Source organism: Olivibacter sp. LS-1 (assembly GCF_008245145.1).
Classification (GTDB): Bacteria; Bacteroidota; Bacteroidia; order Sphingobacteriales; family Sphingobacteriaceae; genus Olivibacter; species Olivibacter oleidegradans.
In genome coordinates this window covers 1,478,924-1,502,291 of sequence record NZ_CP041643.1, presented here as the reverse complement: position 1 = coordinate 1,502,291, position 23,368 = coordinate 1,478,924, and the positions used below count along the sequence as shown (strand labels likewise).

The 23,368-nt window shown below is 42.3% G+C and carries 19 protein-coding genes; 2 read left to right on the top strand and 17 right to left on the bottom strand.

The window, feature by feature from the left end; translation table 11 throughout:
- Positions 1-33: 33 nt before the first annotated feature.
- The 6 genes from FKG96_RS06175 to FKG96_RS06150 all read right to left on the bottom strand — a co-directional run bounded on the left by FKG96_RS06175 (position 34) and on the right by FKG96_RS06150 (position 10,399).
- Entirely contained in the window at positions 34-249 is a 216-nt protein-coding gene (locus tag FKG96_RS06175; RefSeq protein ID WP_130854320.1) for a hypothetical protein, read from the bottom strand.
- 187 nt (positions 250-436) lie between these two features.
- Positions 437-3,883, bottom strand: a complete 3,447-nt coding sequence (locus FKG96_RS06170; protein WP_130854321.1) for a DUF6443 domain-containing protein — start codon at positions 3,881-3,883, stop codon at positions 437-439.
- Positions 3,884-3,900: 17 nt separating this feature from the next.
- Entirely contained in the window at positions 3,901-7,434 is a 3,534-nt protein-coding gene (locus FKG96_RS06165) for an RHS repeat domain-containing protein (protein ID WP_130854322.1), read from the bottom strand.
- 12 nt (positions 7,435-7,446) lie between these two features.
- On the bottom strand, positions 7,447-8,160 hold the full coding sequence (locus FKG96_RS06160) for a hypothetical protein (RefSeq protein WP_130854323.1): 714 nt from the start codon (positions 8,158-8,160) through the stop codon (positions 7,447-7,449).
- Between the two features lie 478 nt (positions 8,161-8,638).
- Positions 8,639-9,541, bottom strand: a complete 903-nt coding sequence (locus FKG96_RS06155; protein WP_149105251.1) for a tail fiber protein — start codon at positions 9,539-9,541, stop codon at positions 8,639-8,641.
- A gap of 123 nt (positions 9,542-9,664) precedes the next feature.
- Positions 9,665-10,399 (bottom strand): hypothetical protein, encoded by a 735-nt coding sequence (locus FKG96_RS06150; protein ID WP_149105250.1) that lies wholly within the window; start codon positions 10,397-10,399, stop codon positions 9,665-9,667.
- A gap of 193 nt (positions 10,400-10,592) precedes the next feature.
- Here FKG96_RS06150 and FKG96_RS06145 point away from each other — a divergent pair, with 193 nt between their 5' ends.
- Positions 10,593-11,738, top strand: a complete 1,146-nt coding sequence (locus FKG96_RS06145; protein WP_130854325.1) for a type II secretion system F family protein — start codon at positions 10,593-10,595, stop codon at positions 11,736-11,738.
- A gap of 19 nt (positions 11,739-11,757) precedes the next feature.
- Here FKG96_RS06145 and FKG96_RS06140 read toward each other — a convergent pair whose 3' ends face one another.
- Complete coding sequence (locus tag FKG96_RS06140; RefSeq protein WP_130854326.1) at positions 11,758-12,660, bottom strand: hypothetical protein; 903 nt, start codon at positions 12,658-12,660, stop codon at positions 11,758-11,760.
- 11 nt (positions 12,661-12,671) lie between these two features.
- Positions 12,672-13,421: a hypothetical protein gene (locus tag FKG96_RS06135; protein WP_130854327.1), complete on the bottom strand. Its 750-nt coding sequence runs from the start codon at positions 13,419-13,421 to the stop codon at positions 12,672-12,674.
- Between the two features lie 382 nt (positions 13,422-13,803).
- On the opposite strand from FKG96_RS06135, the gene FKG96_RS06130 reads away from it, so the two are divergent.
- A complete protein-coding gene (locus FKG96_RS06130) occupies positions 13,804-14,526 on the top strand; it encodes a hypothetical protein (RefSeq protein ID WP_130854328.1) in 723 nt (240 codons plus the stop codon).
- 38 nt (positions 14,527-14,564) lie between these two features.
- Here FKG96_RS06130 and FKG96_RS06125 read toward each other — a convergent pair whose 3' ends face one another.
- The 9 genes from FKG96_RS06125 to FKG96_RS06085 form a co-directional block, all read right to left on the bottom strand.
- The gene (locus FKG96_RS06125; RefSeq protein WP_130854329.1) at positions 14,565-15,164 is read right to left on the bottom strand and encodes a toxin-antitoxin system YwqK family antitoxin; all 600 of its coding nucleotides are present in this window, start codon (positions 15,162-15,164) and stop codon (positions 14,565-14,567) included.
- Between the two features lie 135 nt (positions 15,165-15,299).
- Positions 15,300-15,785, bottom strand: coding sequence for a hypothetical protein (locus tag FKG96_RS06120; RefSeq protein WP_130854330.1), 486 nt, complete (start codon positions 15,783-15,785; stop codon positions 15,300-15,302).
- A 5-nt stretch (positions 15,786-15,790) separates the two neighbouring features.
- Positions 15,791-16,744: a hypothetical protein gene (locus FKG96_RS06115; protein WP_149105249.1), complete on the bottom strand. Its 954-nt coding sequence runs from the start codon at positions 16,742-16,744 to the stop codon at positions 15,791-15,793.
- 37 nt (positions 16,745-16,781) lie between these two features.
- Entirely contained in the window at positions 16,782-17,318 is a 537-nt protein-coding gene (locus FKG96_RS06110) for a hypothetical protein (protein WP_130854332.1), read from the bottom strand.
- A complete protein-coding gene (locus FKG96_RS06105; RefSeq protein ID WP_149105248.1) occupies positions 17,315-18,541 on the bottom strand; it encodes a hypothetical protein in 1,227 nt (408 codons plus the stop codon). The genes FKG96_RS06110 and FKG96_RS06105 overlap by 4 nt, the downstream gene beginning before the upstream one ends.
- A 72-nt stretch (positions 18,542-18,613) precedes the next feature.
- Positions 18,614-20,587, bottom strand: a complete 1,974-nt coding sequence (locus tag FKG96_RS06100; protein ID WP_246860247.1) for a type II secretion system protein GspD — start codon at positions 20,585-20,587, stop codon at positions 18,614-18,616.
- A 4-nt stretch (positions 20,588-20,591) separates the two neighbouring features.
- A complete protein-coding gene (locus tag FKG96_RS06095) occupies positions 20,592-22,037 on the bottom strand; it encodes a GspE/PulE family protein (protein WP_149105247.1) in 1,446 nt (481 codons plus the stop codon).
- Positions 22,015-22,548: a hypothetical protein gene (locus FKG96_RS06090; protein ID WP_149105246.1), complete on the bottom strand. Its 534-nt coding sequence runs from the start codon at positions 22,546-22,548 to the stop codon at positions 22,015-22,017. The genes FKG96_RS06095 and FKG96_RS06090 overlap by 23 nt, the downstream gene beginning before the upstream one ends.
- Before the next feature lie 15 nt (positions 22,549-22,563).
- A complete protein-coding gene (locus FKG96_RS06085) occupies positions 22,564-22,986 on the bottom strand; it encodes a type IV pilin protein (RefSeq protein ID WP_130854336.1) in 423 nt (140 codons plus the stop codon).
- Positions 22,987-23,368: the final 382 nt, after the last annotated feature.

The following is a 23,368-nucleotide window of genomic DNA, read 5'->3' as shown; positions in this document are numbered from 1 at the left end:
TGGGCCTCCTTAAACAAGTAGTTACTATCTCGACTATTCCTTTTCTTTCTTAAAGACTAGATACTTACATAACTGAAAGCCCAGAAAAAGCCCCAGACTCAACCAGAACAGATAAGCAACAATCTCTACAGGGATCCAATAGTGCAATAACTTTTCATTGATTACATCTAAAAATATATTCACCATAAAGAAAACTGATATTATTTTGCCATAAAGACCTATCTGCAGCCATTTCTTTCTCGTCATCATTTTTCATTCCTTGTTATATATTTCATGACTTCAGCAACTAAAAACAATACGCTAGCTATTATTGCCATCAAAAAAATGAAGTCCATAACATTGCCTAGATATTGTCTGAAAAACATTTTTGAGACAATCATAATTCCGATAATGGCAATGCAATAATTGGAAATTTTATTCCAAATCACTCTCTTTTTCATCTCCTATTGCCTTTTTTTATTTGAGGGTTTACTACCCTAGTATTGTCACTTGCTGTTTGTTTCAGTTTTTCCATATGACTATTGTATTCGTCATAGAGTTCGTATAATCCTTTTCCGTAAAGCAACCATCTGATAGGTTTTGTCACATCTTTAGGAGGTTCATTAGGATCGAATCCTTTCGGAGGATTATTTATAGGATCCAGTGATGGTGGTCTATAAGTATATCCCCATTTGGACGGATCTCCAAACCCGGGTGCAGGAGGTAAATTCTGAGGTAAGTTCTGCAATATAGGAATCAACGCAACAGCGCCCACAACTACCGCTCCTATGGGGCCCGCCCTGAGGCCAAAGGCCATACTGCCCGCAATACCCTCATCCGCATTTCCTGACAGATTACTATACTCATTAAAATAAGCAACGTGCCGGTTTACGTTTGCCGTAACCGGTATTTCACCCTGTGAAGCTACAGTAGAGCCTCCGTTTTCAAGCAGCCTGGTGTCTCCTGCTTTAACAGGTGTGATATTATCATTTGCTGATATCGTATCCAGCCCCATGAAATCCGCGTACCTTACCGGATTGCCCAGTACATAGTTGTACGGTGTATGCTCATAGTGGTTTTCCGCCAGGGGATCCACACTGCCCCATCTACCTATCACCGGGTCATAGAACCTTGCACCGTAATCATACTGTCCTATTCCGTCCTGCAATTCCTTCCCGTTGTAAAGATAGTTATTTTTCGGTGATGGTGTAATGGATGTTGCATCTGCATGCTCCATACCAAACGGGTAATAGTCACGTTTTAAATTCGCTTCTACCGTTCCATTAGTATTCACGCGAAAACCTGCACGACTGTTACCTAAATGGTCTTTCAATACGTATTCATAGATAAAGCTGCTTCCATTTTTTGAGATACGTCCTTCTTCCGTATGGATGATTTCCAAGCTACCATCTTTCCATTCCGTTCCCTTTACATAGTCACGTACTATACCTGCGTTTACGGAACGAAGTTTCACACCTGCGCCGGTATAGGTATACGTTATCGGTTTAGCTCCAGTTATCTTTTCGGGTAAATTCAAGTAATTATAAGCGATGTCATTAGCATTGCGACCATCACGCGTCATATTCCCACTTGCAGGATCATGCGTATAGGAATAAGTAGTTGTACCGAACTTAATATCCAATAGTTTGCTACCCTCATAACGGTATACCCACTTTGCACCTGCGTCACGTGTCAAGCCTTTAATGTTACCCATGACATCGTATTCCAGTAGCTCCTTCTTTCCGTCACTCGCCGTCCCGTTTACAAGTCGGTTAATTTCGTCATAAGTATATTGATAACTGCCCGCTGCCGCATTATTTCGCTTCCATTCCTGTCCGCTTATATTACCATTATACTGCGCGGTTCCCCCAGCCAAAGCATCATTGTATCGAAGTGTTTGACTGAATAGTTTTGATCCGATAGTAGTAACCCAACCTCGCGAATTATAGGCGTAATTAACGGCCTCTTCAAAACTACCATCGGTTTTCCCGTGCAAGCTCTTTGTCATTAGCTGGCCAACACCGTTATAACTGTTACGTGCGATCAGGACTTCTGCTCCAGCCGCTGAAGCTCCATCTTTTACCTGCTTTCTTGTGTCAAGGAGGCGACCTCTATGATCGTAACTGTATTTAGTAGTTACCGTGAGTGCAAGTGCATTTGCTGTATACACTTTTTGAATGGTCTGCGTAGGCTGACCATTAAAGTTATAAGAGTATTCTAATGTATTGTAATTTCCACTCAATGTCGCTCCTTTATAATGCTGGCTCCATTCCATCTGCACACGCCCTCTGCTATCGTAGTAATAGACCGTCCAGAGCCAGGTTTCTGTTGATGCACCAATTACACGTTCCTTTTTTGCTGTTACCAACCCCTGCACTTGCTGACTATAGCTAGCAGGTTTTGTATGACTAGGCGGAGTGAAGCCCGAATAGCTATCGTAATAATTTACTTCCATAATCTCATATTTGACAGGCGTAGCTGTAGGCAATATGGGCATACTACGATTGGTGTAGCCATGTAGGTTACCAGTAGCAGTTGAGCGTTCTTCCCAATGCGTTGGGAAAGCCTGCCCATCAACAGCATGCTGTGTTTCCCACCAAGGAATAACACCATTCTTTTGTGTCCCCTTCATAACCAATCGCCCTTGCCCATCATATTTATAAAATAGATTATAGTCTGCCCCGTCCGCTGCTTTTTGTCCATCCTGATGGATCACCGTCAACCCTTGGCTGTTATATATCATTTTCTGCCAAGCATTGCTACCAGGGAGCTTTTTTTGCGACAACATATTTCGCTTGTCATAGCGATATTGATAAGCGAACTTCGTAATATCATCCAGGGATATAGCACCCGATGTACGATCGGGCAATAAACCTGGAGGGAGGACATAGCACAGATTGCCAAAATTGTCGTATACATAATAAGTGCTGAGCATTTCGGTATTTGCTCCATTCTTATTAAAAGTACGCCTTAGCACTATCCTTTCTTGTTTATCGATGTACTCTTCCACCGTTCCAAGTCTTCCTTTTGTACTTGTCCAATTTTCATCTTTTGATATCTTCACAGAAAGTTCACCCGCTGCGTAAACCCCATTAAGTTGAAGGACCGGATCGCCATATTGATCGTAACCTACTCCATAATTGCTGACTAGTCGCGTAGTGGCAACGGTAGTGAAGGCCACTGCGTTATTTACCGTGTATTCCGTACGGATGCTATGCCCTCCACCTGTGTAGCCAGCAGTAGATGGCTGCCAAATTGCACCGGCGAACCCCTGTTCCAGTACTCGGTTTGTCGGAGCCGCTTCATACATAGGTCTATTAAACGAAGGTGTTGCCGTAGTCCCAGAGGTAGGTTTAGGAATGACAACTACTCCGTCCTTACCCCCATTATAATAAGCTGCCTGAGCAGTTATTGCATCTGTTTTGTAGGCTCCGTTCTCGCCTGACACATAAGGGAGATAAGTTCTGTCTTCCCTTCCGAAAGCGTCATAAGTGCGATGAGTTACAATATCGCCATACCCGGAACTTGCCCTAACAGACACCGTCTGTACAGATCGTCCAAGCCCATCGTAGTATTCGATATCTTGCATTTTCTGTGCGGCAGTTGTGGCCGTAGATGCAGCATCTAAAGGCATTGTATAGACAGTTTTCAACACATAGTTTTGCGATGCAGGAAAAGTTGCAGGCATAGGAATCAAAGAAGCATCCTGTACAATATATATTCGTACATTTTTTCCTGAAGGGATATAAAAGCCGCTTTTAAGCGTAATACTCTTTGTGGCTTTAAGCTCAGTTGAATTACCATCATAAGTGCTTAGCACCAAGTCCTGTTGTTGCCCTTTAATAACAACGGTTACTAAGAGGAATCCAATAAACAGCATTGTTGTTTTAATTCGTATGTTCATTTTATTTATCCTCCTGCTTAGTTACGGTAATTGTAATTATAGCTTTCCAGTAATTTACCCTCCATATCTCTACTTTCCGAAAGTCTGCCTAGTCCATCATATACATAATAAACTGTTCTTCCTGATGGGTCTGTCACGCTAGTCATTCCGAAAAGCGGGTCATATGTATAGGTTGTCATTGACGCTTCAAGGGGATGCAAGCGAATTTCATCAACCACCACCGCTCCACTTAGCTCAACGGAAGTTACACCTTTAAATTGCAAACGATATTGGGTCCAACCCTTGTACGTTGAGACTGCTGTAGATGCTGTATTTACGGTACCACCAAGTTTCAAAGTTGGCCGAGTTGCGCCCTGAACCCAATAAGTCATTACATATTCTCGTGCCGCTGTTAATCCACTTTTGCTGAGTGCTCCGCCCGATAAATTATAGACTTTTCTGCCAGCTGGATTATTAGTCGCAGCAACGGGCGCACCTGCATAATTCCAATTCCCTTTCCCTTCGGCTTCAAAGCCTGCATAGGCAATATCGACCTGACTTGCATTCTTGACTTCAGCGACCGGGTATTGTGCGTTGTAACTCCATAAATAGCTGACCAAAGTTCCTTTTTCTAGTGAAGACGTTAGCACATTCCCTCTGCTGTCATACGCATGATGCCGTACCCTTACAACATTTCCCTGACCGGGCTTATCGGTAGAAACTGTTTGGGGCACATAAATATTTGCGGTTGAAATGGGTTTAAAATAATTTGTTATCACATTATAAATCATGTTATTTTGCGTATTAACAGATAACCTATTTTCTAATGGATAATCCATCATATTCTTGTCCACCATCGTTTGGTATACCCCGTTAGGGTCCCTACCTTCATCGACCATATCCTTTGGATATTTATAAGTGTGGATTTCTTTAACACTTTTGCTATCGGTGAGCGTATCGCTCTTTAAATAATAATAGTTTCCGTCATAACCGTAACCTCGAACTTCCGTAACTTGTCCGCCACCATCATATTTTGTATTCGTTACTTTTATTAATTCAGCTCTTCCAGCATCAGGCGTGAAATCCCGCATCCGAAAATATCGTGGTGAACCGTTGGGATCAATTTTTTGAGCATAATTCAAGAATACGACAGGCGCAATGGATATCGATCTAAAATTGTTAAGCCTGACCGGATCTCGATAGTAAGTATCTTGTACAAAGCGATAGTTGTTGACCGTTTTTGTTACAGGCTGGTTGCTTGCATTAAAGACCTGCTCTTCCAACATTAAACCATAACTCCAGTCCGTATAATCTGCGGGAGCAAAAGGAAATCCGGTAATAATGGGTCGTGAATGCTCAAACGTCGTGAAATACCTTACAATTTTTCCATTACTGACACTATTATTCGTCAGTTTTTCTACAACACGACTATAGGTAACAGGGCTTCCGTTAATATTAACCAAATCGGTAACAGATGAGCTGTTTCTAATTATCACGTTAGGAGATCCAGGATAATAAGCAGGGATGCCGTTTGCTTCGATATAATCATAATCCGTTTCAAACGAATAAATGGGATAGACGCCCAGTATTCCGGAAGAGGTTTTTCCGTCATCAAGTGTATATTCAAATTCCCGAGTATTGACCGGTGTGGATGATATACCATCGTAATCTTTAATTGCGGCAACGCGCAAACCTCCCACATGCGTTTGCTTGTTACTATAGGTTTTCGTTGTAGATCCGGCTTCGCCTTTTTCCTGCCATGAAATTCCGATATAACTCGAGAAATTTTGTAATCCACTGGAATACATAACAATACGATAAGCATTTCCCTTTATCAGATTAGATACCGAAAACGTCGCCGAAGATCCGTTACTAGAATAGGACATCGTGCCGCTTGCTAGAATGCGCATGGTAGACGGATTCGTTGAATTATAAAATTCAGCTGTTATGGTACACCCACCGTTACATGTTCCACCAACTCCGGAATTCAATGTAATTTTAAAAGTTGTTGAGCTATTATTCTCTCCATTATAGGTGATATCTCGATAATCCGATTTATAAGGATCTGCGCTATTAACATAGCACGACGAGGTTCGTTCAATATACGGCGGATTAGGAATAGAGACGGTAAATTCTTGGTTAAGCCAACTATCCACCGCTTTGTTAGCCTCCATTTCAAAAGTTGTATAGCCACCCGAAGGGTACGTAATTTTTGTTAGCGAACCTGTTTTTATATAAACTGAGTCAGTATGTCTGTTAGAACCCGGCAATTCATACCTAGGTTGAACAGCGTTTCCTGCACCAACCTCCAAGCCTATTCCTTGAGGGAATATTTCCCGAGGTATCCAACTATCTACATGACCTTTATAGTAGCCCCAATGATCGGGCCTTTCTGCATTTCTATTTGGGAACGGTCCTCTTTCACTAAAGTAATTCAGAATATACGATTTTTCTTTCGTTTCATTGACACCTTGTAGCGGTACTACTTCGGTCAATGTAGCTCGGTTCAACGAGTAATCCTGTTTAAGCTCATATCCCCGTTTATTCAGCCCATCAGTTATACTGATTTTCTTCAGGAGATAATCGCCTGGTAGATCCGTCCTTTGGACATTATCGTAAGTAAAATCTGCGGTTACACCGTTCGGAAAGATAATTTTATTAAGCCGCTTAGCTGTTATACTTTGTGATGATGTGGATGAGTTAGTACCGTTTCGTGTTACCCAATTCTCGGCGAAAGCTTCGAAGCGGGTTTCCGAAGTACCTACATAATAATTACTTATCCCATAGGGGCTATATTGCAACGTAATTTTGTTGCTATTAGTAGGATCTATAATTTCCGTTAGATACCATGAAGAGGAGAAGGTTTTCGTCCCCGTCCAAACGGCTCCTATGTTTGTGGTAACCTCTGCTTCATTGAAAACATAAGTGAAACCCTTTTCATCTATGATTGTAAATTGGACAATCATGTCACGATTTTCCAACCTCCCCATTTGCTTAGTAATTTTTAGATTTTGTTGCTTGAGCATTAAAAAATCACCATTTTTCCCAAACATGAATTTGCCTGACTTTCCACAAAAATTGAATACGAATATATCGCTTTGTCCATCGCGTACGCCAGCATAAATATTGTTGAACGGTCTTAAGCTAATATCGACCGGCGAATTACCTTCCGTCTCATTCGCAGGCAACGGTCCGTTGTTAATGAAGCCGTTAGAAGGCTCCTCATCATAACTGCCCCTAACTATTCGTGTAATTACACCTCCTGCATTAAGAGCCCAGCCCAATCCTACACTAGACGCTAGCTCCTCTAACTTTACCCCACCCGCATGATAGTCGAGAGAAACATCAAGCTGGAGATTATTGGAGGTATTCTTATAACTATAGATCGGTATGCTCACTTGAGGAATGCCTGTGCTGGGTCCAACGGGAATATTCCCAAATTTGGTTAAGGCCGAAGCATTAGGTGATGGTCCTACGATTTGATTTAACGTTGGGTTTAGTGGCTGATTTGTTTGTGCAAACGTAACTTTAGAAACCGCCAATAAAATTACTATCCATCTAAATTTATTCATTTGAACTACTGCTTATTTTCTGTTATTTTGTTCTATTACCGAAAGTCGTTCTTCTAATTTTTGACGCTCTTTCTTTTCCTCAATCAAATGCAAAGTCAGCTCTTCTACCTTTTCCAATAATTTCCGATTCATCTCTCCAAGACTGACTCCGTTCTCCTCTACTTCCATCTTATTGGGCACGCCAGGTAAGTGTTTATTTTCTTTGATAAAAGCTTCGATTTCCGCAAGTGATTGCATTTTGTAATTATCTTCGAAAACATAGTCTGGCCAGTTGGCACTTTCCACCAAAATTTCCTTTGAGCGTATTGTTCCATTTACTTCCAAAAGATTGGAGGGTGTTGCCGTTCCGATGCCTACATTTCCGGCTGTGGTGATGGTGAGTCGTGATTGTGTAGTGCTGAAGTTATTATCGGCAATGTGGTAAGCTCCGCCTTTTACATAGGTATCCCACCGGCGGGCGATATTGCCATTGCCATCTCCTTCTGCCAAGGCCAGACCAGGCGCCGAACGAGGACTAGTCAAGGTAATCCAGGATCCATTAGGAGCACTCCCGGGATTCTGGATCTGAAGTCCGCCGCTGATGCCACGGATTAGGCCATTCACCAATAGCGGAACATCAGCCGCCGGCGCAATGCCAATAGCGGCATTACCGCTGGATGGAAAGGTGTTTTGTGCATAGGCGCCCATACCGAATAATAATAGGGCAAATAGGAGTAGATGTCTCATTTTAGTACTGTTTTATTTATAAATTCGTTTTATTTTAGTTTTATATAGTATCAATCGCAACGGAACATGGGTAGGCCTTTACTGCTTGGTCCAGACAATACTGAGTTATGCGCAACAATAGTTAAAAATTTCAGGTCATTAGTTATAAATTGATTCCCGATTAATCATAACATCTAGGTTATAGCCAATAAGAGTCCTTTGGTACTCAAAAGTACCCATACATAAACTGATCGCCACTAGGCAAAATATGCCCTTGTTAGCGCATAAGCGTTAAAATTTATTCTGAGGTTTAAAAAACACCTTTAGGCATACAAAAACAGGTTCGGTTATTTTACCATATCAAATAGATTTAAGTTATTGTTAATCAAGATAAAAATATGTAAGAAAAATGAGATATCAAAAAAATGTTGATAAAATTATAATAAGCTTGTATAAGACGATGAGGCTAAGGCTTTAATTAGATCAGTATCCCTTTATGCTATTTATTATGATTTTCATTCAGGTGATTACTCAGTTCACTTTTCAATTGCTGTAGCTCTTTCAAAAGGTCAATCTGATGTAGAGTGAGTTCTTCTACTTTTTTCAACAGTAACAGGTTCATTTCCGCTAAGTCCAAGCCGTCTCTCTTTATCTGTTTAGCCGATGGAATTTCGGGCAGGTGCCTATTTTCTTTTACATATTTTTCAACTTCGGTCAATGGAAGCATTTTATAATCCGGTTCGAAGACATAGTCGGGTGCTTCAATGTTAGTAACCACTTTTATTTCTCGAGCTACGATATTACCCTCCACGGCTAGCTTGGCTTTGGGTGTACTGGTACCAATACCTACGTTACCATTACCGGCAATCCGTATCCGCTCGGCAGCACTGGAATAGAGCGCCAAACCTGTATTATTGCTATGCAAATCTTCTGCGATTGCTGCAATCGCAGCCCATTTATTGGTATCATTTGGGTAGCCATTGAGTAATTGAATTCCATTGATATGATCTTTCTCTACCGCCATTGCTTTGCTGGCAATTAACCAGCCATTGCTGATACTGGCAATAGAAAGCTTTGAAGTCGGATCGATTGTACCAATTCCTACATGGCCGTTTTTTAGCGTCATATAGGTTTCGGCTCCATGCCCCCATGATTGGATATTGTGATAGGGATCACGTTCCCACCAGGTTCGGGTATTGGACATAGGAGTTAAAAAAGATATATCAATACCAATTCCGTCATGCAACCTTGCCGTTAGCCAATCTGCACCTGTCGCGTCGCGTACCAACCAACGCTTATTATAAAAAGTATTGGAGGAACTACCTGAAACGGAATTGATTTCCAGAAAGTTTCCTTGGGCAGAACCTAAGGTTTGTGCTACAATAGCGTAGTGAAATCCCATGAGTATGCATGTAAGAGCTAGGATTTTTTTCGTAAAATTTTTCATGTTAACTAATACTAATTTCGGCTGACTTAAATAAAATACGGTCTAAACTATCCAGTTTAGGAATAGCACGCAATCTAATCACTTGCGTTGCAACGCTTCAATTTGTTTTTGTTGATCATCATAGGCTTTTTTGAGTTCGATGAGATGCAACGTTAATTCCTCTACTTTCTTCAATAAAGCCATATTCATAGCTCCAAGATCTAAGCCGTCTTTCTCAATATCTTTAGCCGATGGAATTTCCGGAAGATGCTTATTTTCTTTTACAAACTTTTCAATATCTGATAGCGGAAGCACTTTATAATCCGGTTCAAAAACATAATCGGGGACGGAAATATCAGCCTTTACTTTGATCTCTTTGGCCAGAATATTACCATTAACAGCTAGCGCAGCCTGTGGTGAAGTTGTTCCGATACCAATTTTATCGTATACCAACAACGTCTTCGCTTTCCAGTCGCTGGTTGCCGAATTTGCATTCGTGGAAGTATAAAAAGTAGCCCAGTCGCTCCACCCCTGGTTGTTGTATAAACCCATCCGAATACGAGGCGCATTTCCGCCATAGGTACTTGAATAAGGAATATAGAGTTGAAATGCACCGCCATCCTGTGTGTTGTAGTATCCACCTCCGGCAAGAACAGTACCGTAACTCGGAAAACCTTGATTATGGCTTACGAAGGATAGTTGTAATTTACCACTAAAGATTTTCGGCTCATCGGTGATATTCCAAATATAACTGCCACCGCTTTTAATGTCTGTCTGCGCGTATAGCTTAGGTATGAGCAGCAAAAAGGAGGCTGCTAAAAACGTGATTCTCATAACGTACATCATTTTTCTGTTTTTGAAAATAAGTTTAGTCAAAAGATTATCCGGTTTAGGAATAATTCATACAATAAAAGTAAGAATAAAATCTAAATTTAAAATAAACTGCGAATTAATTTTAAACTTATGGAACTGACAAGACACTCTTTGTTTTCCTATCGATAATGAATATGTTTGTATACAGAAAACTATGGCCGGAATCAACATCAACCAGTTCAAACAAGTTCCTAACAGAACGGCGGTTTCGAAGGAGCCCGCAGCCAATGTATTTGAATTCCTGAACAAGGACATCAGCCTTTTCGCCATCATGGGCGATAAACAAAAGGAATCGCTCTACCATGAATTATCTATCTTGCTTAAAGCCGGTGTTGATCTCAAATCAGCCTTGGAGTTACTTATTTTACAACTACAAAAACACAAGGAAGCAGACCTATTAGAGCAGATTAAGAAAAATATTGTTGAAGGCGGCTCGCTCTCGGGGGCATTACAACAACATAAAGATTTTACGCCTTATGAGTATTACAGCATCCAAATTGGGGAAGAAACGGGGAAGCTCAGTGAGGTATTGGAAGAGTTGGCACTGTTCTACCGTAAGCGGTTAAAGCAGAAACGTCAAATTACCGGAGCGCTGATGTATCCGGCGATCGTTACCGCCACTTCCATCGGTGCTATTTTTTTCATGATGAATTTCATTGTGCCCATGTTCGGTGATATTTTCAAACGATCAGGAAGCGATCTACCGGCCATTACGCAGGTAATCGTTGACGTCTCTAACTTTACGCGAAAATATGCCTTTTTGTTTTTGCTGATTGCCATCGGTGTGATTACCTGGCTATATTTACAGCGGAAGAAAGAGTGGCTACGAAAAGCTAGCGCCTCGGTGCTTTTGAAGTTGCCTATTTTTGGCGTGATGATCCGTAAGATTTATTTAGCCCGTTTCTGCAATTCGATGTCTTTATTAACAGGCTCGAAAGTTCCGCTTATTCGCGCTATTCAGTTAAGTCGACAAATGGTTGGCTTTTACCCCATCGAGATTTCGCTGGAAACGATAGAAAAAGACATTCTACAAGGCAAAAGTTTACATGAAAGCCTGCGTAATTTTCCAATCTACGACATTAAGCTCATCTCGCTGATTAAAGTAGGCGAGGAAGTTAATCAGTTGACCGACTTCTTTGGTAAAATTGCGACGCAATACAGTGACGATATTGAACACCAGTCCGCTTTGATTTCTTCCATGCTGGAGCCGTTTATTATTATCTTTTTAGGTTTCGTAGTAGGGATTATTTTAATCGCCATGTATCTCCCTCTCTTCCAAATGGGCGGAAGTTTTGGATAGAGAAAATAGGCAATAAAGCCTACTTTTCCCGTTCCTTAAGTTGTTGCTTTACTTCGCTTAATTCCTTGTTAAGTGTGATCACATGCAAGGTCAGCTCCTCGATCTTCTCCAACAGCTTTTTATTCATTTCTCCTAAACTGACCCCTTCTTCCTTGACTTCTTTTTCGCTTGGGATACCTGGCAAGTGTTTATTCTTTTTAATGAATTGATCGGTTTCGGTTAAGGACATGAGTTTATAATTTTCGTCGAAAACATAATCGGCCCAGCCACTTTCTACTTTGACCTCTTTTGCACGGATGGTGCCGTTGACTGCCAACTTGGTACTGGGAGTAGTAGTTCCGATACCAACATTTCCATTCGCAAGTAAGCGCATCACACTGACATCTCCTGAGAGTTGAATATCGAATCCGTTAGCAGAGCCTACACCTGTGCCACCTATGCGGAGTCTAGGAACGTTATTCAGCCATCCCAAAAAAACAACCGCTTCGTTGTTGTCTGGGTTTTGGGAACGGATATAGTCAGACGCATTGATGCTTCCCCGTACATCCAGTTTGGAGACAGGACTCGTCGTACCTATTCCTATGTTTCCATTGATATCTTCTGCTAAGATTTTTCTCCAAACTTCCCAACCGCTATTAAAACCGGAACGGTAATAAAGGTCGCTATTGGAAAAAGCTAACTCATGTGACTTCCCTCCGGAATCGTTGTACCAACCTCTGAGCCCCACGACCGTTGAAAAGTTTCCGACCGGAAGTCCTAGCGTTGTGCTTTGTTTGAAATTGACTTCGAAGCTCTGTGCATAGGAAGTCGGCGTAGTTACAACTGCTCTGGTATCTGGAACAGTTAACTTATTTTGAGCATATGAATAAGAAAGTATCCCAAAAAGCAATAATGAACTGGCAATCGATTTAATATCAAACATATCATTTACAGTTAATTTAAACCCTCTAATTTAGCTTCAAGCTGTTCTATTTTTTCCTGCTGTTGAATCATGTGAAGTGTCAGCTCCTCGATCTTCTCCAACAGCTTTTTATTCATTTCTCCTAAACTGACCCCCTCTTCCTTGACTTCTTTTTCGCTTGGGATACCTGGCAAGTGTTTATTCTTTTTAATGAATTGATCGGTTTCGGCTAAGGACATGAGTTTATAATTTTCGTCGAAAACATAATCGGCCCAGCCACTTTCTACTTTGATCTCTTTTGCACGGATGGTGCCGTTGACAGTCAGCATTTCGGAGGGAGCAGTGGTTCCGATACCTACTTTTCCGTTAACGGCAAGATAAGTACCATAAGACACCGCTGTTTGTGTGCTATAACCTATTGATACTCCTTTATAATAGGTCTTATTTCCAATATCGGGCTGAAGATGTAGATCGCTATAATACATTCCATATACACCCGTTAAATCCGAATGTCTTGCTAATATCCAAGAGCGCCTTGCATTTATGCTTCTTGCCGTACCAAATTCCAAAGCATTATTAGACGATTCAACCAGTATAGCTCCATCACCTCGGCTCGTGACAGACGGATAAGTAGTAGTAGCGGTACCATTTAGAATGTGCAACGGCATTTCCGGATTAATCGTGCCAATACCAGCATTGCCTGTACTTTGAAGTTTATTTGTTTGAGCATAGGATGAGAATTGCCACAAAAAAGCGAAGGCTAACAAAAAGACTTTTTTCATTATTGATAAAATTGTATGTAATTAGAACTAAATGCTCCTCAAAGCAATGAAAGTAATTCTTTATTGTATCAAGACAGTAAGCCTACAGTTTAAGCTCCCCTGAGAGACTGATTTTGAATCATGTAAAATAGATTTAAGTTAATTTTAAAGTAAATGTAATATAATAAGTAAATATTTCAAACAAGAATTATACTTGAATTTTCCACACTACTAAGAATTGAGACAGCATTAGATGTCGGTTGTTCTCATTTCTATTATTTCATATTTTTTATAGCTTTGCTATATAGTTGTGTAATTTATTGAACCTATTCCTTGAATCCGTGATTGCACTAACAGAATCGTCAGACAGCTAAAAGATTAAACACCATTAACTATTAAAACAATGACAACACCTAAACTTTTTATCAGTGCCTTATTACTGCTGCTAAGCATAAAAGGCTTCAGCCAAACCAACACTGTTACAGCCGCTAAAATAGGTATCGGCACTACCACTCCGGGCTTTTTACTGCATGTTCTCGGGAGCAATGCATCCCCTAGCACCAATCCTGTGATTCGTATCGCTTATAACGGCAAAGCAGAAGATTATGTCGGTGAAACCGGGAGTATCGTATTTTCCAAACATTATGACCTCAACGCTACTGCTAAGATTTATGCATTTTCAGAATGGGGTAAAACATCATTCCACGAATCTGACTTACGTTTTGCAACCGGTACTAGCTCCGGATTGGTTGACCGTATGGTGATTAATCAATTTGGTAATGTACTGATCGGTAAGCTCTATCAACAGTTTAACGGTTATAAACTGGATGTGAACGGGCCTATACGGGCAAACGAGGTGGTCGTTAATACGACCGGTGCCGATTTTGTGTTTGATAAAGACTATAGCCTGATGCCTTTAAAAGAGGTGGAAAAATTCATTGCACGGCATGGGCATTTACCGGAAATTCAACCAGCTGCGAAAATGCAACAGGATGGTGTGGAACTGGGGCTTCTTAACACTAAATTATTACAAAAGATAGAGGAAATGACGCTCCATCAGATTCGTTTAGAGAAAGCACTGGAGCAGGCGCTACAGCGTATTGAGATGTTAGAAGAAAAGAAATAAGGAGCTTATTTTGGTTGTTTTTAGGCTTTTAACTGTTCTTAAAAGCCTAAAAACAATTTAGCCTTATCAAACCAACTTACTGCTTTCTCCTGAGCGGTATTGTGCTTGAACTTGGTATATTGCTTCTGCACACTGTCTTGCGGATGAAAGGTAGTGACGACTCCCTCCTTACGCCCTTTGAACAGTCGCCCTTTTTCCTTTAACTGTCCCTGTTCATCATAGAGTGCATATTTCCCGTTTTCTTCTCCCAAGTACCAGGTCGATAACCGTCGAAGTGTACCGTTCGGATCCATGTAACGCCATTCGCCCGTTTTCAAGCCTTTATAATAAGCACCCAATACCTTTAAACTTTTGTCCGGATATAGCTCCTGATAGGCGCCGTGCAAAACGCGGCCCTTAAAAGCGCCCTGTGTATAGCGTATACTATCCCGCAGATACCAAGCATAGATCTTCTTTGGGTCTGCTTGTTCTACTTTTTCTTTTACATTGAGCTCCGCGACTTGAAAAGAACCATCTGCATGACGAATGGTCGCTTTATTTTTATAGGGGAGCGCCTCCAATAATTCCTTTTGCCCATAAGAAGGGAGGGAGAAGCATAGCAGGTAGATTCCGATAATCAGTGTAAAATTTAATTTCATTGTTTTTTGTTTAGTATCAGGACATAAGTATCAAGACCGTAGACTATGGTCGCGCTCACAGCTCGTAACGTACAACCCGACGATTTAACTACTTAACTACTTAACTATTTAACAACTCAACAATTCCTTAACTAATTATTTCGTCATTACATTCTCCTGTCCTTGATATTTTATCTTAATATAAGTAGGTGTATTTTGCAACAAGGTAACTCCCTCCCTTGTTTCACCTACTTTTATCATAAAATCCTTTTCATTCAGTCCCATCAAAATGACGCTCTTTTTTGCTTTTGCGTTCGTCACTTCTCCGAGATACTTAATCATGCCCCAATCGATATAAGGTTCTTGAGGTGGTGGATTATAATTTTCAACCACCTCGCCTGTTTCTATTACTTCCGGTTCGGCTTCTGCCCCGGCAGACAAAAACGGATCGCGGTAGCCTCCTTTTGGCTTAAAGCTCGTGATCGTATCCGTTAAATTCGTCTTGGGCATCGATTTTTTTTCTGCTGCCATTACCGGTGTCGGTAAAATAGGATCTTCTGTGGCTTGGATGATTTTATAGAAGATCCAGCCCCATATCAGGAGTACTAATAGTAAAAGTGGTATGGTTAGTTTCTTCTTCACCTTCATTACTGATTGATCATAAAACTTCGGTAGCTCGAATAGCCACTGGTATTCCCTGCTTTATCTGTCGCGCGTAAGCGCCATATCACCCGTTCGCCGATACTACTGCTTGTAAAATTATGACTGGTGCCTTCCAAGCTTAGGGGATATGTGGAGCTATACAGCGTGGTTGAATCGCTTTTATATACATACAGTTGATACTTCACTGCATCGCTTACCGCCTCCCATCGTAAGGTAACGGAACTTGGCACGGAAGCATTGTTCCCTGGCGCGGTCATTGTAGGCACCGCAGGAGGTGTTCTGTCGTATGTAAATTGGCGAACGGTTGACCACAGCGACTGCGAGGTGTCCGACTCCGCTCTTACCCGCCATTGGTATACCTGTTCTTTTGGTATAGTAAAATTATGCCCCGTACTTTCCAATACACTGTCGTATAAAAGATTTTCGGGATCGGTAAAGTTATTCGTATCGATCTGCAATCGATAACCTGTAGCACCGAATAGGGTTTGCCACCCAAAGCGCAAAGCGGTATTCGCGGTTAGGAGCTGGTCTGCAGGATCGGTTTGCACCACTACCTGCTTACTTAGGTCCGACTCATATATCACAAAAGCGCGCGTGGTATACACCGTTTCGCTGCTACCATTACGGGCCTGTACCCGCCACTGGTAGATACCCGGCTCTAAACTCAACGTAAACTTCGGCGCGGTTACCACTGTATCTGCATGGTATAGCGATACCGAATCAAAATCGGGCGATGCCACCTGCAAGCGGTATTCCAAGGCATCGTCTAGCTGCTCCCATAAGAAGGTAACGGTATAGGTAGGGATCTGTGCCTGGTTGCCCGGCGACAGGAGCGTTACCTGCCTATCTTTAATATCTTCTTCCAAAAACTCTTTACAACCAAAGGCTGTGAAAAGCAATCCTATGAACAGGATGAAAACGTTAATTTTACAGTTCATTATCTTAATTTTTTTGCGTTAACCGAATAACAAGCAACTAATCCCCCGCCACATAAGCCGTTGTTAAATACATCTTCAACTCGGCTGTTCTTGTAAGCGCATTCAATTCCTTCCGAAAAGCGACATTAACTAAATTCAGTTCCTTGCCTTTTTCGATCTCATACCAACATTGCAGGAGGTCATTATAACTCCCCACCAAACAATATTCATCATAGTTCACGGTCAGTCCCTCTGCAGTGACGGCCTTCGTAGGTGGTACGTCTTTAATCACCAACCCGTTGTTCTCTGCCGCAGAGGCCACAATATTTAACATGTTCACTTTCGCATTGCCTTTATCCGAAGCGTTCACGAAACCCGCGCTGCCAACCTTTTGCATCCGTGCCCTAAGCTGCGACAGCTCGGTTTCCTTCTGTTGTGAATTCGCCTGGGCCGCACGGGCTGTGTGATAGGCCGATCGTAACTCCAATGTTTTCTTGATGCTCATCTGATAGACGACGAACAAGAACAGCAGGGCACCCCACCATAGCCATTTGTTTTTCTGCTGCCAGGTATATGTTGTCCAAAATCCTTTCATCGCAAAATCAATTTAAGGTTAAATACCCCCCGCTCCTGCTTTTCATCGTATTTATAGTCTACCAAGGCAACCTCTTTGCTAAAACTCATCATGCTTATCACTTTTACCCAATGGTTGAGGGCGCCTATAGTTTCCGTTGTACCTGTAATGCGTATCAATCCGGATTGATATTTTGGCCTTCGTTCTTTTCTACTCGCAATTTCGTCCTGCGGAAAAAAGTTCAATTCATCTAAGCTGATATATTTGGGCACCGAAGCGCCCAGCTGATCGGCAATATAGCTCAGCGGTTCTTTATCGCCCCTTTCCGTGTAGTTAATCACTTCAACCAATTGCTCTTGACCCTTCAGCACATCCTTCAGCTGCTTAATCTCCTTATCTAGCAAAGAGACGTCACTCAAGCTGGTATCCGCCATTTTTCCATTATAGTGTAAGAAGTAGAAGGTGTTTAACAATAAGATCAATAAGAAAAAGACACCCAATAGAAGCGCTGATCGTTTAAAAAACCATTCTTGTCGTTTATCTTCTATTCTACCGGCAAGGCTATCTACGGCTAAGGTTGCCATAGGCATCTCGCTGAGCACGAGAAAACCGAGTGCAAAGGCAACTAAAAAGCGTTCGTTCATTTCCTCATCGCCAATCCGTATAATGCGTCCCGGTTGTTCCGCCTCTTCCCATTGATAGGAAATTATTTCATTTTCTTTTAGTTCAAAATGGTGCCGGGCCACTTGCAGCAATTCGCTCCCCTCTTTAACAACGGCAGGCAATAGACTTGCTATGTGAAAAGGTCCTAAACTTACGGAAAGTAGCTGCTCCTGTATTTTTGCAACGTGTAGTAATAGCTCATCCAAACGATCTCGGCGGATAACCGAGAGTACTTCCATCACGCTCTGTGAATTCTTTTGTAGATAAAAATCCTGCTTTTTAGCGTTTGGCAAAATCAAACGAAGTAGATCCATATCATCTTTGAGATCCACGCTTCTAACAAAGCGATGGATAATCCCCTTACCATTTAGCGAAAGCGCAATAGGCACTCCTTTAGGCAGGATGCTTAGTAGTTTCTCCACGGTTGGAATATCGCCTTCTCTCCGTAAAACTTCAATGGCATTCCCTTTTCGTTTTAGCAGCACCAATTGCATGAGCAGTCCTTTCTCGGCAAAAGTAGCTTCCACCGCTGCTAGCAGCGGGATATGGCGGGCATATGAAAGGAGCTGTTCTTTAAACATTTTAGAGTTGTTAGCTGTCAGTTATCAGCTTTTAGTAATTTTTACCATCCCTGCGGGAGGCAAGCTTTTTAATTACTGATAAATAATCGTCGGCTTAATAAACACCACCGACACCACTTTATTCTTTGATTTTGTTTTATTACTAAAAATCCATTTCAACACCGGTATACGGGACAGGAGCGGCACGCCGCCACCTGTTTCGGCATTTTCATAGCGCTCGATACCACCTAATACCACCGTCTCTTCGTTCCGTATCCGGATAATCGATTCGAACATACTGGTGGAGGTGGGCGGTGGTTGGTTGATCGGTGTATCCTGCGTAAAGTCAGAAATGTCAACCGTAATATTTAATGTCACCTGTTCATCCCCCGATACTATCGGCTTGATTTTGATGGTGGTAGCTGCTTTAATCTCGTTAAATTGCTGGGTAACAATATTCTGTGGCGTCAAAGAACCTATCTGATTCTGGGTTGACACACTATAAAAACGCGAACTTCCGATACTTAGCACAGCTGAATGCCCATTGAGCGTTGAGAGTTTAGGCACGGAACGCATCTCCACATTATTGTTATTTTCCAAAGCCCTTAAGCGTACATAAAAATTGGGTGAAACCCGCCCGAGGTTAAAAGATCCAGTACCGATCCGCGACAAGAAATCGTTAATGGAACGGGCACCAAAGGTAAAATCGGTACCATTGGATGAAAGCAATTCACCTCCTGTTCGAACGGAGTCGGAGACGCCCATGGTAATGCCTGTACTAATGGTATGCCCTTTCCGTACATCCAGCATATTGACTTCAATTAAAATCATAGGCACCAACACATCCAATTGCTTTACCAAGGAAGCGATTTCATTGACCTGTGGAGCAGATCCGGCTAAGAGGAGTGTATTCTGCTCGCGAAACTCCTTTATCTCCACGCCTTGTTTCCACTCGGCCGGAATCATAGCCTGCACGGTATCGATCGAACGGTGTTGTAAATGTACGGCTTTAATTTCGCGAAGACCTTCTAAGCGCCTTTCTCCAATCAGGTAAATCCCATTATCGTTTTTAAAGGTATAGACAGTGCCCCTCAGAAGTGAGGTTAACAGCTGATCAAAACCTACGTTTGTCAACTTAGCGGTCGCATTCCCCTGCAAACCACTGAAAAGAAAGTAGTTCGCCTCCACCTGCGCAGCTGCATTCTTTATGATCTGATCGATGGGGGTATTTTGCGCCTCAATGCTCAGTAATTTAGCGCCCGAGCCATTATCGGTGGCATCAAGAAAAAACTGCGGATTACCATCAGAAGGCGTTTGCTGGATCGGCAGACGACGCGTGCTCAGTTCTGACTGGCCGTTAATAAAGTTCTCCTCGTTAGGCCCTAGCGGTAAGTATACAAAGGAACCACCGGCTGTTTCTGCCAGCTTCACCTGATTGCTAAATGCTAACTGGCGTAAAGCGGCGCCTAACTCCATACCCTGCACAAATAAGCTCACCTGTTTGCCCTGTAGATCATTCGTCACAATCACATTCGTACCGGTTAATTGCGTAATCGTGCGGGCAACCACCACCAGGCTATCGTTCTCAAGCGACAAGCTGATCAGCTTATTGGCAGCATCATAAGTAGCTTGCACGGGGCGTGCAGGCTGACGTACCTTGGAGGGGTCAAGGGCCGTCACGGAGATGATGCTTCCGGTGAAACCTAAATCGAGGTTATATTCTTTGGCGATGAACAGGAGAATATTGATAGGTGTTTCTCCCTGAAAATTATTGTAAACCCGTAGTTGCAAGTTCGGATCCACATTGATATTGGTGTTAGAAGTTTCGGCCAAGGCTCGCAGGAATTCCTGTAAGCTGGCGCCTGCAACCGATAGTGTGACCTTCTCGGCCAGACCGGGCGATAGTACGGCCAGTTCATGCAGGCGCTGCTCGTAACGCGTCAAACGATCTGCTTGCTGCGCCCATAGACTGGACGGCCATGCTTGGAGCAATAGGAACAAAAGCCCCATCCCCAGCACATATGCAACCCAGCTTTTTCTTTTTTCGTGTAAATATTTCTTTCCCAAATGCTCAAAAATTAAAAAGTAAAGGATAAATCTCTTCTATCGTCGTTTCGCCTGCGGCAAATAATTCGAAGGCATTTTCTGCCAATGTTTTAAGCTTTCTTTCGTGCAACTCTTCGCTGACATCATAGACATTGTTTTTAATCTTTTCCGATAGATTTCGATCAATCGGAATAATCTCGTACACTGCCTTTCTACCTTTGTAGCCGGTATGAAAACAATGGTTACAACCTTTCGCCACACAATGCTTCTTCACCTCATAAAAAGCTTTGAATTGTTGCGGGTAGAGAGCAGTATCGAAAGTTTCCTCCGTTTTACAATGCGGACAAAGGATCCGTAAGAGGCGTTGTGCCACGGAAGTATTCAAGGTATTTGCCAATAGAAACGGTGGCACCCCCATGTCGATCAAACGGGAGATCGTACCCCATGCTGAATTGGTGTGGATCGTAGAAAGGACCAAGTGCCCTGTTAAAGCCAAGCGGATGGCCATGGTGGCGGTGTCGGTATCCCGTATCTCGCCTACCATAATAATATCCGGATCTTGTCGCAAAAATGTTCGCAGTGCCGCACCGAATGTAAGACCGATACTTTCTTTCAACTGTACCTGGTTGATTCCTTCCAATGTATATTCAATCGGATCTTCAATGGTGAGAATATTCCGCGTATCCAGATTCAGTAGTTTTAAGGTTGCATAAAGCGTCGTCGTTTTACCCGAGCCCGTAGGCCCACTGATCAGCACAATACCATTCGGGCGCTTTACACCTTCCAAATAATTGCGTAAATCCGGTTCAGAAAAACCCAAGCTGTGTAAGTCGATATTCGTAGCATCATTGCTTAGCAAACGCATGACTACTTTTTCGCCGTGCAAGGTCGGCAAAATGGATACCCGGATATCAAACTTGAGGTCGCCATGCACAAAATTGATCCGCCCGTCCTGCGGTAAGCGCTTTTCCGCAATATCGAGCCCCGAAAGAATCTTTATTTTATTAACTACGGCGGGATATTCGGTTTTATCCAAGCTGTAGCGCTCGATCATCTGACCGTCGATACGAATCCGCACCCGGCAGCGCTCTTCATAAATTTCCAAATGGATATCGCTGCTTTTCAGCTTCCTCGCCTCTGCAATGAGATCAACCAAAAAATCGTCGGAGCTCCCTGCATAAGCTTCTTCCTTTTGTGCTCCTTGGGCGGATTGCTCCTCGCGGAAATAGTATTTATGGAGGTAGTGATTCAATCTGGCAGTATCTATTACCTCAACTTTAGCAGGTAGTCCCAACACCATCTCCAGCTCTTCCAACAAGGCGGGTTTGTTTTCTAAATGATCTGAATAATAAAGCACATAACCGTCCTGCCCTTTGGGAATTGCCCGGTAATACCAAGCCTGCTCCACGCTTAACAGCTGGATATCCTTTGGAAGAAATACGAAGGTATCAAGGGAGGTGGACGTTGGCATGGTTTAGGAAGTTGAATAAAAGATTATCATTATATAAATAAAGTCCCCATTGCTTTATATCGATCAGAAAGACGGCAATCAGGATGACGGCCTGTGAACCGGCTAACGGAATACTGTGTACTTTTCGGCCTCCCAGCGCTAAAATCAAAAAGAACAGTAATGTAAGTAGTAGACTAGCAATGTAGAATAGAATAAAATTAAGCGGCGAGAAGGCAAGGGTAAGGACAAGAAAAAAAAGAATATCGCCCCAGCCCAATAGCTGTTGCCCGGCAAATAAACGCTGCCCGCGGCTAAGCTTAAAATAAAGGGCTACCAATGCAAGCTGTACGCTTAACAGTCCGATATTGACCAGCAAGTGATTCCAGGCAAAAGCGCGCAGGAGAATACTATTGACTACCAGTAACGCTGCCACAACAGGAAACAAAAACCAATCGATCGCCCGATCGGCAAAATCCTGCCAAGCCATATAGGATAAGGCCAATAGAATCAATATCACAAAGAGGGGTTGCATAACTCAAGTTCAAAGCTAGTCTTTAACCGTTTCCTTTAGGTTTTTATCCTGATCAATCTCCCAAACGTTGAAGGTACCATTGCCGTTGAAATCTACGACGGCAGTGGCCCGGGCCAGGAAGGTAGTTGTACCGGCATCTACAATTTCGATTCGGTAGTTAGCCTGTCCGCCATCGGTTGTCAGTTTCTCTTGTTCAAAACCAATATCCGTTAAGTCGGTACTGTATTTTGAACGTTCGAAGAAATGATTTTTTTCTAAGGTATACACATGTTCCAGCTGCACTTTCGCTTCCGTGCTTTTTGCACGGGTGATCAGCGGCATCAGATTGGGCAAAGCCAATAACACCAGGATACCGATGATGACCAATACCACCAGCACTTCTGTCAAAGAAAAAGCTTTTAGTTTACGCTTAAACTTAAAGGTTGATCGCTTCCGCATAGGTTTTTCCGTTGATTTTAACACAGCCGCTCCCAAATATTCGCTAAGTAAAGGTTATTTTTCAGACGCGGCATCCTTTATTCCGTGCTAAATATAGAGTAGAAAAATAACTCTCGCAAAAAATGTTAATAAATTAATTTGTTGATTATGACTAATGGCCTTTTCTTATGGCTGCCAATTCATTTTTGACCTTATCGAGCTTTACCGCATAGTAATTATATGTAACATAATCTACATGGGTATCGGATATTATACCTAAACGTGTCTTAATTCAATTACATGTTACTTTTTTCCGCAAAAAGTAACCAAAAACTCCTGGCTTAAAACCTTCTTTCTAAGGGTGTGCCATTACTTAGATAATGCTATCCGAAGGTTTTGAGGC

Coding starts and splice junctions, on each gene's coding strand:
- FKG96_RS06175 (WP_130854320.1), bottom strand. CDS start 249: ATGATGACGAGAAAGAAATGGCTGCAGATAGGTCTTTATGGCAAAATA.
- FKG96_RS06170 (WP_130854321.1), bottom strand. CDS start 3,883: ATGAACATACGAATTAAAACAACAATGCTGTTTATTGGATTCCTCTTA.
- FKG96_RS06165 (WP_130854322.1), bottom strand. CDS start 7,434: ATGAATAAATTTAGATGGATAGTAATTTTATTGGCGGTTTCTAAAGTT.
- FKG96_RS06160 (WP_130854323.1), bottom strand. CDS start 8,160: ATGAGACATCTACTCCTATTTGCCCTATTATTATTCGGTATGGGCGCC.
- FKG96_RS06155 (WP_149105251.1), bottom strand. CDS start 9,541: ATGGGATTTCACTACGCTATTGTAGCACAAACCTTAGGTTCTGCCCAA.
- FKG96_RS06150 (WP_149105250.1), bottom strand. CDS start 10,399: ATGAGAATCACGTTTTTAGCAGCCTCCTTTTTGCTGCTCATACCTAAG.
- FKG96_RS06145 (WP_130854325.1), top strand. CDS start 10,593: ATGGCCGGAATCAACATCAACCAGTTCAAACAAGTTCCTAACAGAACG.
- FKG96_RS06140 (WP_130854326.1), bottom strand. CDS start 12,660: ATGTTTGATATTAAATCGATTGCCAGTTCATTATTGCTTTTTGGGATA.
- FKG96_RS06135 (WP_130854327.1), bottom strand. CDS start 13,421: ATGAAAAAAGTCTTTTTGTTAGCCTTCGCTTTTTTGTGGCAATTCTCA.
- FKG96_RS06130 (WP_130854328.1), top strand. CDS start 13,804: ATGACAACACCTAAACTTTTTATCAGTGCCTTATTACTGCTGCTAAGC.
- FKG96_RS06125 (WP_130854329.1), bottom strand. CDS start 15,164: ATGAAATTAAATTTTACACTGATTATCGGAATCTACCTGCTATGCTTC.
- FKG96_RS06115 (WP_149105249.1), bottom strand. CDS start 16,744: ATGAACTGTAAAATTAACGTTTTCATCCTGTTCATAGGATTGCTTTTC.
- FKG96_RS06110 (WP_130854332.1), bottom strand. CDS start 17,318: ATGAAAGGATTTTGGACAACATATACCTGGCAGCAGAAAAACAAATGG.
- FKG96_RS06105 (WP_149105248.1), bottom strand. CDS start 18,541: ATGTTTAAAGAACAGCTCCTTTCATATGCCCGCCATATCCCGCTGCTA.
- FKG96_RS06095 (WP_149105247.1), bottom strand. CDS start 22,037: ATGCCAACGTCCACCTCCCTTGATACCTTCGTATTTCTTCCAAAGGAT.
- FKG96_RS06090 (WP_149105246.1), bottom strand. CDS start 22,548: ATGCAACCCCTCTTTGTGATATTGATTCTATTGGCCTTATCCTATATG.
- FKG96_RS06085 (WP_130854336.1), bottom strand. CDS start 22,986: ATGCGGAAGCGATCAACCTTTAAGTTTAAGCGTAAACTAAAAGCTTTT.